Consider the following 11,963-nt stretch of genomic DNA (forward strand, 5'->3'; position numbering starts at 1 on the left):
AATGCTCATTTACTCCAGTAAACTCCGCTTCGAACACCAGACATTTACCAAAATCTTGCTAAAAATACCCATGCTACGTATCATGAGTCAATAATAATCAGGAAGAACCGTCAAAAGCGCTTATTTTACCATAAATTTGCCCATTTGGGTGAGTTTAATGACAAAAGTCGAATCTTTTCCCGGGAATGATTTATTCCCTATGCCTGAATTTTCATTTCCCGCCAGCATTAAGATTAAGTTTGCGCCAGTATGCTTTCTTTAGTTTATAAGCCGCAAAAAAGAAAACAAAAAGGAAAAGAAGCACCCAAACGCCTATTCTGTAACGTATGAGTTGTGCCGGTTCTCCCACATAAACAAGAAAATTCACTAAATCAGTTATGGCATTATCAAATTCATGCTGCGTCATTCTCCCTGGTTTGATAAGCAATAAATGGGAAATTTGCAGGTGTTCATCGGTATCTTTTTTCCTGACTGCAATCACTCTGCCTTCCAGTGGAGCCAGAATATTTGGCATAGCCACTCCCGGAACCAACAGGTTATTTGAACCAAAAGGACGGCTTTCATCAATATAAAAGCTTTTTAAGTAAGTAAAAATCCAGTTCGCCCCTCTTTTTCTGGCTACCAAAGACAGATCCGGTGGCTCAACACCAAACCATTCACGAGCATCTTCAGCCGGCATGGCTATTTGTATGGGGTCATGAATTTTGGCACTGGTGAAAATCAGGTTGTTATATAGCAAATCTTTATCCACTTCTCCTGCAAAAGTGGTCAACCCCATATCCTTTGCCATACGATTGTAGCGCATGTACTTCAGAGAATGGCAGCCGGAGCAATAATTCATGTACATTTTTGCACCGCGCTGAAGTCTTGCCTGATCTTTAATGTTGACAGAGACATGCTGTAAAGGGATCTCAGAGTCCGTGACAGCGAACAGTGCGGGAGAGAGAAAGAGCAAAAAAATCAACAGCTTATTCATTTCTCCCCCCTATTCGTGATGGGACTTCCTTACACGACTCCAGCGAAGTATAGAGTGGCATAAAAATAAAATAGGCAAAATAAATAACAGTTAAAATTCTTGCAAGCAACAATTTTAACGGTGATACCGCAAGGGTTCCCAGGTAAGCAAGAACAAGGAAGCTGATAACAAACAAAGTTAAAGCTATTTTTGACAAAAGACCTTTATAGCGCAGAGAGCGTACGGGACTGCGATCCAACCAAGGCATAAAGAAAAGAAACAAAATAGAAGCTCCCATTGCTATTACGCCGGTTAATTTGTGAGGAATAGCTCTTAAAATGGCATAATACGGAGTCATGTACCACACTGGGGCTATGTGCTCTGGCGTCACCATGGGATTAGCCGGCTCAAAATTGGCATGCTCGAGAAAATATCCTCCCATTTCCGGGAAAAAAAAGACCACAGCAAAAAAGGCAATAAAAAACACCGTCAACCCTACCATGTCTTTTAGGGTATAATAAGGATGGAAAGGAATGCCATCGACCGGTTTGCCTTCCTTGTTTAAATGTTTCTTGATTTCAATACCTTCAGGATTATTGGAACCGACTTTATGTAAAGCGACGATATGCAGGTAAACAAGAAACAATAATAATAAGGGTATACCAATCACGTGCAAGGCAAAAAAGCGCTGTAAAGTGGCATTAGCCACATTAAAATCTCCACGTAGCCAAGTCACCAGACCATCGCCGATGTAAGGGATAGCGCCAAAAAGAGAGGTGATGACCTGTGCCCCCCAATAAGACATCTGTCCCCAGGGCAAAAGATAGCCAAAAAACGCTTCCGCCAGCAGCAAAAGAAAAATAGCCATTCCTAAAAGCCAAACCAGTTCCCGCGGCCTCTGATAAGAACCATAGAGCAATCCACGAAACATATGCAGATAAATCACAATAAAAAAGGCGGAGGCGCCGGTTGAATGCAAATAACGCAATAACCAACCGTAATTGACGTCCCGCATAATATATTCTACTGAGGAAAAAGCCTGGTCTGCCGTCGGTGTATAAAACATGGTTAACCATAAACCGGTTAATAACTGATTGAGCAGTACGATGGTTGCAAAGGAGCCGAAATAATAAAAAAAATTAAAATTCTTTGGTGCGTAATATTCACTGAAATGTTTTTTCCATGTGCTGATCAGTGGGAATCTTGCATCCAACCAATTTACCAGTCCACTCATGTTTAATCCTTATTATTGCTTTCACCAATGACAATGACATGCTCATCAATAAAATGATAGGGAGGCACTTCCAGGTTGATTGGAGCTGGCACACCTTTAAAGACGCGTCCTGAAAGGTCAAATTTTGAACCATGGCAAGGACAAAAAAAACCACCGGGCCAATCCTGTCCAAGCGATTTTTCTTCAGGATTATATTTAGGTACACAGCCTAAATGCGTGCAGATACCAATAAGCACCAGATACTCCGGTTTAATTGAGCGGTATTTGTTTTGTGCATACTCCGGTTGCTGATCGACCAGCGATTCAGGATCCCTTAAAAATTCTGAATGTCCAGTAATCTGATCCAGCATCTCCTTGGTCCGTCGAATAATCCAAACCGGTTTGCCCCGCCATTCAACCGTTACCTGTTGACCAGGCTCAAGTTTGCTCAGATCGACCTCCACCGGCGCACCAGCAGCCTGAGCTTTAGCGCTGGGAAACCATGAGGACACAAAAGGACTTAAAGCACATACCGCTCCCACTCCGCCAAGAACACTGGTTGTAGCTACCAGAAACTTACGCCTGTCTTCATCAAAAGAGTCTTCTGATCTATCTTTTTTTTCATTATCTGGATCGGTTATCTCACTCACTCTTTTCTTCCTGGCTGCTATTGTTGCAACAATTTCTTTGATAATAAAACCAGTTATATCAAAGAATTAATCATTTGAAAACGCTTAGTATTTCTTTCCTGCCTATTATCTTTATGAGCCGGCCAATGTAAATCTGAATAAATGAAAATTTTTTATCCCAGGTTCCGTGAACAAGATTTTTTTCACGGAATATGAGATCTAAAAAATATACAATAACCTCTTTTTTCCAGGCAAATCTCTCGTCTCACGCAGAGACTTATGGCAGAAATTAAATGTTCACAGCAAAATCCAAATAAACCACAGCTTGAAAAATAAAAAATCATTTAATATAATTTTTATACACCCACTAAGCAAGGAAGCATTATGAAAAAAATAATCATTGCTCTTATGCTCGTATCATCCACAGCGGTATTAAGCAGCTGCGGATTTTCTAACACAGGTTGTCGTACAGCTTGTACGCCGGTCTGCGCACCAACCTGCGCAACAACAACCACTTATACTTACAGTTCTTGTGGTATGGGAGTTTGTGGCACAGGGTGGTATTAACATTTCAATGAGCAAATGAGCCAGACGGATTATTTAATATCCATTATTGTATCTTGCGCAGGTTGACGCGAGGCTCCAGACATCCTTCCACATTACTGGAGCCTTGTGGCGGCTACAGGAAGTTGAGATAAGCATACTTAAAGGACAGATGCAAAATCATTCTGAAAAAGGATAGCGTAAGATGATCGTTGACTCGCGCTCCGGACCAGTAGACAAGATATCCACCGGAATGTCTAACAATTCTTCGATACGCTGAATATAAGCTTTAGCATTTTCAGGAAGCTGTGCCATATCCCTTAAATCAGCTGTTGATTCCTGCCAACCTGGCAGTTCTTCATACACTGGCGTAAGTTTCTCAAAATCCTCGGCTGCCTGCGGTGGGCTAGTCAATAACTGACCATCTGAATTTTTGTAGGCTACAGCTATCTTCAAAGTATCCAGACCGTCTAAGACGTCAAGCTTAGTCAAACATAAGCCGGTAATGCTGTTCAATTCAATTGAACGGCGCAACAATACCGCATCAAACCAGCCACAACGACGTGCTCTGCCAGTCACCGCGCCAAATTCATTGCCTCGCTCTGCAAGGTGCTTACCTGTTTCATTCAATAGTTCGGTTGGAAAAGGACCTCCACCAACTCTCGTGGTATACGCTTTGGTAATACCCAGAATATAATCAAGATAACGAGGGCCGAAACCAGCACCATTGATTACGCTTCCCACACAAGTATTTGATGAAGTGACAAAGGGATAAGTGCCATGATCAATATCAAGATAAACTCCTTGCGCGCCTTCAAACAATAAAGAGTCGCCTTTTAAGCGATGTTTATGAATGTGTTCAGTGACATCACAGACCAAAGGTTTTAATGCTTTAGCCCAATTTCTCACATTTTCAAGCAAAGACTCGAAAGAGATGGGAGCCTGTTGGTAATATTCCGTCAGCAGGAAATTATGGTAACTCAATAAATCAGACAGCTTTCTTGAAAAACGCTCTGAGTCAAGCAAATCACCAATTTTCAAAGCACGCCGCGCCACCTTATCTTCATAAGCAGGTCCAATTCCCCGACCCGTTGTTCCAATAGCGGCGTTCCCTTTTTTCTCCTCCCGAGCCTTATCCAGTGCAATATGGCTGGGCAATATCAAAGGACAGGCTTGACTGATGCGCAAGCGTTGGCGAACATCTATACCTCGTTCTTCCAACTCTTTAATTTCAGCAAATAAAGCTTCTGGTGATACGACAACACCGTTCCCTATATAGCATTGGACATGAGGTCGTAGCATGCCTGAGGGTATCAGTCGCAAAACTGTCTTGACACCATTGATTTTTAACGTATGTCCAGCGTTGTGACCACCTTGATAACGGATAACAACCTGAGCATCCTGGGTAAGAAGGTCTACGATTTTGCCTTTACCTTCATCCCCCCACTGTGTACCGATAACAACAACATTCCTGCCCATTTTTTACTCTTGATTAATCTGAAAATTGGTGAATGATGGTCAACAGTGCCACGCCAACCAACATACTAAAAAATCCTGCTATGCGTAACGTTTTTTCATCTTGCTCTATGATCTTGCGCAGTAAACTCCGCCAACGCTCAGGAGAGGCAAAAGGCATCAGCCCCTCCAACACAAGAACCAATGCCAATGCTGAAAGAAAATTGATGATCATATCTCTATTCTCCGCAGCTCATTATGCTGAAACATTAAATTAAATCAGGAATGCCATTTTACAGGCATTCCAGCAAAAAATTGAACATTATAATTAATTTCCAGCAGTTGTACCATTATTTTTTGGCATGGAATGTTTAAAATAATCAAAAAAAGCACTGCTTTGATCCAGAACCAATATATCCTGTTTATTATTGAAGCTTGCTTCGTATGCCAGCAAACTACGATAAAACTCAAAGAAATTTTTATTTTGACCAAATGCTTTTGCATAGATTTCAGCCGCTTTAGCTTGTCCTTCGGCCTTCACTTTCTGACCATTACTTTTTGCCGTGGCCAAAATAACCGTAACGTCTCGATCAGCTTTGGCCTGAATGGCTTCTGCAGCAGCCTTCCCATCGGCTCGATGACGATTAGCTATTTTCTGCATATCTGCCCGCATGCGCTGGTAAATGGCGTTGCTGGTGCTTGGCGGCAATTCGATACCTTTGATCCGTACATCCACCACATGGATTCCCAATTTACCGGCCTGTTCCTCAGCACCTTGCTGCAGAACGTCCATAATATCACCCCGTGCATCGGAGACCACATCCGGAATGGTACGCTTGCCGAATTCTGCCCGTAACAAGGTGTTCAATTGCTGTTCCAACAAGGTTTCTGCCTTAAATTCGTTTCCCCCTGTGGACTTAAAATACTGTGCAAGATCACTAATACGCCATTTTACATAATAATCCGCAATTACATCCTTCTTTTCCTTAGTCACGATTCGCGATGATTTTATATCCAGCGTCTGGATACGAGTATCAAAAATACGAACGGTTTCGATAAAAGGCATCTTGACGTGTAGCCCTGGATTCAGAATTCTGGCTTTACCCGTGGCCGAGTCATCTACTAAACGCCCCAAACGCAACAGTATTCCATGATTCCCCTGAGTGATTGTAAATACGCTGGCAAAAAAGATCAGCAGTACTATAAATAAAATAATCCCTAAACCGGCTTTCATCGCATTCATTTATTCACCTCTCCCCGGACGATACGTCTGTCTTATGATATCCCGTCCTGCCTGACGTGTATCAGGAATCAGGTTTTGCACCTCTTTCTTTACGGATTCTTCATCGTCAAGCTCTGCTTTTCCGTTCTTTGCAGGAGGAATGCGCATGGATAATTTATCCAGTGGCAAATAAAGGAGATTACCTGCCTTACCATCTACAATGATCTTGGAGGTATTGTTCAATACCTTCTGCATGGTGTCCAGATACATACGCTCTGACGTCACGAATGGAGAAGCGATGTATTGCGGTAACACCGCCAAAAATTCAGCAACCTCCCCCCTGGCACGCAACACCACCTGTTCTCTATATGCCTCGGCTTCTTCCGTGATACGTCTGGCGTTACCATTGGCAATAGGAATGACTCGTGCGGCATAAGCCAATGCCTGCTCCTTGAATCGCTTTTCATCTTCCTGGGCCTTGATGGCATCATCAAAAGCGTCCTGAACGTTTTCAGGAGCTCGCGCCGGCTGAGGCGACACATTAACGATTCTGATGCCCGTCTTGTAACTGCCAAGAATCTCTATCAATGTCTGTTGAACGCGAGCCCCCCAGACACTTCGTCCTTCGGTAATGATTTGATCAAGATTGGTTGTTCCCAACACTTCACGTAAGGCGCTGGAGGTCGCTTGTTGCAAGCTTTCCTGGGGATCAGAAACGTTAAATAAATAATCTTCCAGATCGCCAATATGATATTGCACCACAAGAGAAACGGAGACAAGGTTTTCATCCTTCGTTAACATCTGCCCCGAATAGGAATAATCCATCACTCTATCAACATTACGCACAATTTTTGTGGCTATGATTCTCGGTATCCAGTGAGGGCCAGGGCCCACCGTTTCTCTGTATTTGCCAAAATAAAGAATGGCGGCTTTTTCCGCAGGATCCACGATAAATATACCAGCCAACGCCCAGAGGATAACGGCAATGGCAAGAACAAGAATCACCAACAGGCCACCACTTGAATCACGGCCATCTCCACCGTCAGATTTTTTGCCTTTACCCCCTAAAAAAGTCTTTTTCAATTTATCCTGAAAGCGCTTTAAGGCTTCATCCAAATCAGGCGGCTGATTTTTACCGCTCCATGGATCTTTATCCTTATCCGGATCATTCCATCCCATATGAGGTTCCTCTACAATGAACACAAAGATAGAATTCTATGGGCTATAAGCCGTTTAAGCAAGTGGGAAGTGGGATTTATGTTTTAAAAGACAATAAAACATCTCACCCACGGTCCCTGACAGGTATAAACGTTTTTAGTGGCGGTCGGCGCTTAATAACCCAAGCTGAAGCATCTTGATTTTCCTGTAACTGTAAGGCACAGAAAAAATCAATTTTTACACTCGACTATAGCCATTTTCGTAGCATACGAATCACCGCGGCCTCGACCGCGGTGTTCATGGTCAATGTATTTATCAAAGCTATTTTACGAGACTTTGATAATACAAATGACCTCCTTTATGGACCCCGTGGTCAAGCCACGGGGATCCGGAAAAATGGCTAAAATCGAGTTACAGTTAAGAAAAATAAATGCCCACAGGGTAGAGCAGCCCATTCACATGGGCTACATAAGGACAGACATTTAATTTAGTTACTCATGTTATGCAGCTTCGTCTTTTTTACATCCAAGTCTTCTAAAAAATACTGTGCTGCTTAACATGAGTTAGTTATTCAACATTTGAGTAAGCGTTTGTCCTTTTGCTGTTTCTTCCATTCGCTTCAACACTTTAGCCGTTCTGCTTTTTGGATGTTCATTGGCATAGTCTGTCACAGATTTCCAGGATGTCATGGTTCCGCAGGCTATATTCATATGCATTTTGCTCCAGGGATTACTAATGGTATCATCCTTATACATTTCACGATAAGTCTGGACAAATCGTGCAAACTTCACCTTGTCTGTTTCTGAGACATGTTCTTTACTAGTACACTCATCTTTATATTTTTTTGTAATCAAGCCTTCAATGATAAGAGGTCTATTGTTTGGTTTGCCGAACAAATGCTTAAAAGCGGTGCTTAGAGGATTGGTATCATAAAAAAATGAATGTAAATCATCATTTCGATCATGACAGCGGTCAACAAACGCTTCAACTAATTCAGTATGCTCACTTAAATATTCATTGATTTTTTCAAGCAATTCATCGGCATGATTTTGAAGGAAATTCTTCATAAATTCCTTTCTCGGGAGTTCGGCTCCATAACAAAGCAAGAGGCTAATGTTGCTTAGAAGACTCTGTTTCTCATCTTTTCCTTTTGCCTCTTTTAATCTCGCACAAGCTAATTCTATAGCGGTCTGCTGCTTGGAGTTAAGATGTTCAAGATTTGGCTTTTCTACTGCCTCCAATAATCCTCTCATTACCTGCTCACTACCATATTTCGCGGCCAGATGAATAGGATAGTTTTGCTCCTGATTACAGGAATTATTCAAATCAGCGCCTCTTTTAGCAAGCCCTTCAACCGCTTCTGGGAAATCCAGATAAATTGCGTAATGAATCGGTTGCATCTCTATGGTCTCTGAATTTTCCTTAACATCAAACGGCTGATGAGGGTTAAGCCTTTCCTGCGAGAGAAGGAATTGAATAAACTTTTTATCTCTTGTCTCAAGAACAAGCTTTAAAAGGCTATTTCCATCTTTATCATAGGAATTCAAGGAAAATTCCGTATTCTCAATTAGGGTACGGGCCAGTTGCAATTTACCTTCTTTGGTAGCCTGATGAATAGGGGTTCCGGTATGAAATTTTTGAGATTTCCTCATTAGAATTTGAATGAAAACAAATACATTCTGCTCTTCCTTTTTTCGTTCCTCTTCATCTTCTGACGCAATTTCTTTTCCTTTTGCCGATGAATGCTCTGCTACTTCCTCTTTTTGCGGCGTCTCTTCATACTGACTTATCAAATAATCGAGCAGCGTCAGTTGCTTGCCATTGTGATTCCAGTAACTTTGAAAAAAAGAGGTATTTTGTTTGCTGAGATACTGCTCAAATCCCTCTTGATCATTGTTGCGAATGAACTCATCTATTGTCTTAAAAGCCACCATTTTATCTCCCTCTGGTTAGTTATGTTCAATCCAATTTTTCCGTTGCTACATGCTACACAATGGGCAATCAAAGATCAAAATATTGTTAAACCTTTGCAAATTCGTAGATAAGAATATGATTTTTTTAAGGAAAAAGAGGAGGGACAAACAATAGGAGTTTTGCAAATGATTTTTCTAAACCCATTATTTTATTTCACCCAGCTTTGATCTGGTCCATAACCTCCTGATTCAAATGTTCAATAATTAATCCCAGAAGTTTTACCGCTTGCTGATAATCCCGTTCATCAAAAACGCCGGCATGTTGATGAGCATAACGTACGGGGATACCGATATTGAGAGCGGGTACCCCTGAACCTGAGGTTTGTAATTTGGCGGCATCTTCCCCATAACCTGGCTCGACTTCCAGTTGCACATTGATATGATATTTTTCAGCCAGGGCAAGCACCCAGTTCAGCAGTTCCTGATTAGGTATCATGCTGCGATCGTAAACAAACAGAGTCGGTCCTTTGCCCAAGCTAATCCGGCCTTTTCGCTCTGACTGCAAGAGTGGATAGTCATCCGCAATGCCAACTTCAACATTGATGGCTATATCAGGATGGATGCTTTCAAAAAGCGTACTTGCCCCGCGCAGACCAATTTCTTCCTGCACCGTCGCTGCCAGATGTAACTGATTGGGTTGCTGATGTTTAATAAGGCGCATGGCATCACTGATGACTGCAAGCCCCAGACGATCGTCCAAAGCCTTAGCCAGAAATCGATGCTCACCCAAAGAGGTGAAAGCGCTCTCAGGCGTCACTGGCAAACCTGGACGGATGGCAAATTTACTTTCTACTTCTTCACGGCTCGCAGCGCCAATATCAAGAAACAAGGCGCTAAGTTCGGGAGAACCAGATGGTTTTTTTTCCACAATGTGAGGCGAATCCATGCCGGAATAGGCCTTTACAAGCCCTTTTGCTGTGCTCACCTGCCATCGTTGTGCATAAGCCACTGAATTATAAATTCCGCCTATTGGAATCACTTTTAAAAATCCTTCCGGAGTAATGGATTCTACCATGAATGCCACTTCATCCATATGAGCCATGATAAGAACCCTTGGCCCATCCTGATTGTTCTTATGGCTGCCAATCAGATTACCCATTCCATCTACAGCTAACTTGCTCATGAAAGGCTGCCATTGTTCTTTAAGCATATGGCGAACGGGTTTTTCAAAACCAGATGCTCCGGCAGTCTCTGTTAATTTGGCCAGTAACGGCAATTCGGTAACAGCAAATACTGGGAGCGATAACATCCATGCAAAAGTTAACGTGACGATTTTTTTCATTTGAATTTACTTCCTTACAAAAACCAAATCCCAAACACCATGCCCTAAACGTTGACCTCGCGTTTCAAATTTTGTTGATGGGCGGCTTTCCGGTTTCGGTGTATAACCACCATCTTTCTGCCGATTCATTAACAAAGGCTCAGCGGACAAAGTTTCAAGCATAAACTCAGCATAGTCCTGCCAATCAGTGGCACAGTGAATAAAACCACCTGACCTTATTTTTTGAACCAGCAGATGCACAAATTCTGGCTGAATCAGACGTCTTTTATGATGCTTTTTTTTAGGCCAGGGGTCAGGAAAAAAAATCTGCACACCGCTTAAAGAAACTTCTGCAATATTATTCTTAAATACATCAACAGCATCCTGTGCAACCAATTTAACATTGGTCAGTTGCTCATCATATAAATCGGCTGCCAAACTGCCGATTCCGGCACGATGAACTTCTATACCAACATAGTTGATATCAGGATTTTTCTTTGCCATGGTCAGTAAAGAGTTCCCCATGCCAAACCCGATCTCAACGACAGTATCAGACTGACGCTCAAACAGATCATCGAAATCCCAGAGCGCTTGCCTTGGCAATTGATAAAATTCAAACCACTTATCCAATCCCTGCTGTTGTCTGGGCGTAATCCGTCCACCACGCAGGACAAAGCTTTTAATCGTTCGATGATGCATAATATTGGCTCTAAAAAAACGCTCACATTATACTGGAAATGTATTAATATACCAACGTTGCTGAGAATATGTCCTACCTGTAATAAGCAGCCGCATCTTAAGTCAACAAGATCTTGCACCATTGACCTTTTTTTGCTATAAAAGCGCTCTTGTACTAAAATGCAGGTCATTCGTCTTTTTTTCGAATCTTTTTGTACATAAAAATACAAATCATAGAATGACACTCAAATATAATTAATTTGGAGTAACACCATGTCTAAAGTATGTCAGGTCACTGGCAAGAGACCCATTTCAGGTAACAATGTCTCTCACGCACACAATAAAACTCGAAGACGCTTTATACCCAACATTCAAAATCATCGTTTCTGGGTAGAGGAAGAAAATCGTTTTGTCAGTTTAAAAGTCAGCACAAAAGGCATGCGCATCATTGACAAACTGGGTATTAAAGCCGTTCTGGATAAACTCAGAGCCAAAGGCGAAAAAGTTTAAATGTTTTATCGATTAATTTGAGAGGTATACTCATGGCAGCTGTTAACATAAAAGTTAAAATGGAATCGACGGCAGGAACGGGTTATTACAAAACCACCACTAAAAACCCACGTAATCATCCGGAAAAAATGGAATTAATGATGTATGATCCAGTTGTTCGTAAGCACGTGCTTTTTAAAGAGAAAAAAGTCAAGTAATTCCAAATATAAAATTTATATTAAGCATCATTATTGCACCAGTCCAAGACAGTAACGAACACTTCTTTTAAGACGAAATCTTTCCCATTCTGCAAATGGTCAATGCCGCAGCCAGACTGCGGCATATCAATATGCGAATAATCAATCGCTCTTTTTTGCCAAAAAATTC

At 41.9% G+C, this 11,963-nt stretch carries 13 protein-coding genes; 3 read left to right on the forward strand and 10 right to left on the reverse strand.

The genetic code is table 11. The features are described 5' to 3' along the window. Nucleotides 1–211: 211 nt before the first annotated feature. From E4T55_RS05385 to petA, 3 genes are read right to left on the reverse strand one after another with little or no spacing between them, the layout of a single operon-like run. Nucleotides 212–976: a cytochrome c1 gene (locus tag E4T55_RS05385; RefSeq protein ID WP_058502949.1), complete on the reverse strand. Its 765-nt coding sequence runs from the start codon at nt 974–976 to the stop codon at nt 212–214. Then, nucleotides 969–2,189, reverse strand: coding sequence for a cytochrome b (locus tag E4T55_RS05390; protein WP_058502948.1), 1,221 nt, complete (start codon nt 2,187–2,189; stop codon nt 969–971). The genes E4T55_RS05385 and E4T55_RS05390 overlap by 8 nt, the downstream gene beginning before the upstream one ends. 2 nt (nt 2,190–2,191) lie before the next feature. Next, nucleotides 2,192–2,818 (reverse strand): ubiquinol-cytochrome c reductase iron-sulfur subunit, encoded by a 627-nt coding sequence (gene petA / locus E4T55_RS05395; protein WP_058502947.1) that lies wholly within the window; start codon nt 2,816–2,818, stop codon nt 2,192–2,194. Nucleotides 2,819–3,181: 363 nt separating this feature from the next. On the opposite strand from petA, the gene E4T55_RS05400 reads away from it, so the two are divergent. Beyond that, nucleotides 3,182–3,364, forward strand: coding sequence for a hypothetical protein (locus E4T55_RS05400; protein ID WP_131780721.1), 183 nt, complete (start codon nt 3,182–3,184; stop codon nt 3,362–3,364). Nucleotides 3,365–3,520: 156 nt separating this feature from the next. Here the strand turns inward: E4T55_RS05400 and E4T55_RS05405 are convergent, their stop codons facing one another. The 7 genes from E4T55_RS05405 to trmB all read right to left on the reverse strand — a co-directional run bounded on the left by E4T55_RS05405 (nt 3,521) and on the right by trmB (nt 11,108). Beyond that, nucleotides 3,521–4,819 (reverse strand): adenylosuccinate synthase, encoded by a 1,299-nt coding sequence (locus E4T55_RS05405; RefSeq protein ID WP_058502946.1) that lies wholly within the window; start codon nt 4,817–4,819, stop codon nt 3,521–3,523. Between the two features lie 13 nt (nt 4,820–4,832). Further along, complete coding sequence (locus E4T55_RS05410) at nt 4,833–5,030, reverse strand: DUF2065 domain-containing protein (RefSeq protein ID WP_058502945.1); 198 nt, start codon at nt 5,028–5,030, stop codon at nt 4,833–4,835. Between the two features lie 93 nt (nt 5,031–5,123). Further along, entirely contained in the window at nt 5,124–6,038 is a 915-nt protein-coding gene (gene hflC / locus E4T55_RS05415) for a protease modulator HflC (RefSeq protein ID WP_058502944.1), read from the reverse strand. After that, nucleotides 6,039–7,196 carry an FtsH protease activity modulator HflK gene (gene hflK / locus E4T55_RS05420; RefSeq protein WP_058502943.1) on the reverse strand — a complete coding sequence of 386 codons (1,158 nt, stop codon included), beginning with the start codon at nt 7,194–7,196 and terminating at the stop codon, nt 6,039–6,041. 542 nt (nt 7,197–7,738) lie between these two features. Then, entirely contained in the window at nt 7,739–9,109 is a 1,371-nt protein-coding gene (locus E4T55_RS05425; protein ID WP_058502942.1) for an ankyrin repeat domain-containing protein, read from the reverse strand. Nucleotides 9,110–9,302: 193 nt separating this feature from the next. Further along, on the reverse strand, nt 9,303–10,430 hold the full coding sequence (locus tag E4T55_RS05430; protein WP_058502941.1) for a M42 family metallopeptidase: 1,128 nt from the start codon (nt 10,428–10,430) through the stop codon (nt 9,303–9,305). Nucleotides 10,431–10,436: 6 nt separating this feature from the next. Next, on the reverse strand, nt 10,437–11,108 hold the full coding sequence (trmB, locus tag E4T55_RS05435) for a tRNA (guanosine(46)-N7)-methyltransferase TrmB (protein WP_058502940.1): 672 nt from the start codon (nt 11,106–11,108) through the stop codon (nt 10,437–10,439). Nucleotides 11,109–11,360: 252 nt separating this feature from the next. Between trmB and rpmB the strand changes: the two genes are divergently transcribed. Together rpmB and rpmG are read left to right on the forward strand one after the other, a co-directional pair. Continuing rightward, nucleotides 11,361–11,597 carry a 50S ribosomal protein L28 gene (rpmB, locus tag E4T55_RS05440; RefSeq protein WP_058502939.1) on the forward strand — a complete coding sequence of 79 codons (237 nt, stop codon included), beginning with the start codon at nt 11,361–11,363 and terminating at the stop codon, nt 11,595–11,597. Nucleotides 11,598–11,629: 32 nt separating this feature from the next. Beyond that, a complete protein-coding gene (gene rpmG, locus E4T55_RS05445; protein WP_058502938.1) occupies nt 11,630–11,794 on the forward strand; it encodes a 50S ribosomal protein L33 in 165 nt (54 codons plus the stop codon). Nucleotides 11,795–11,963 lie beyond the last annotated feature (169 nt).

Origin of the sequence: Legionella israelensis (assembly GCF_004571175.1) — a bacterium.
GTDB classification, from domain to species: domain Bacteria; phylum Pseudomonadota; class Gammaproteobacteria; order Legionellales; family Legionellaceae; genus Legionella_D; species Legionella_D israelensis.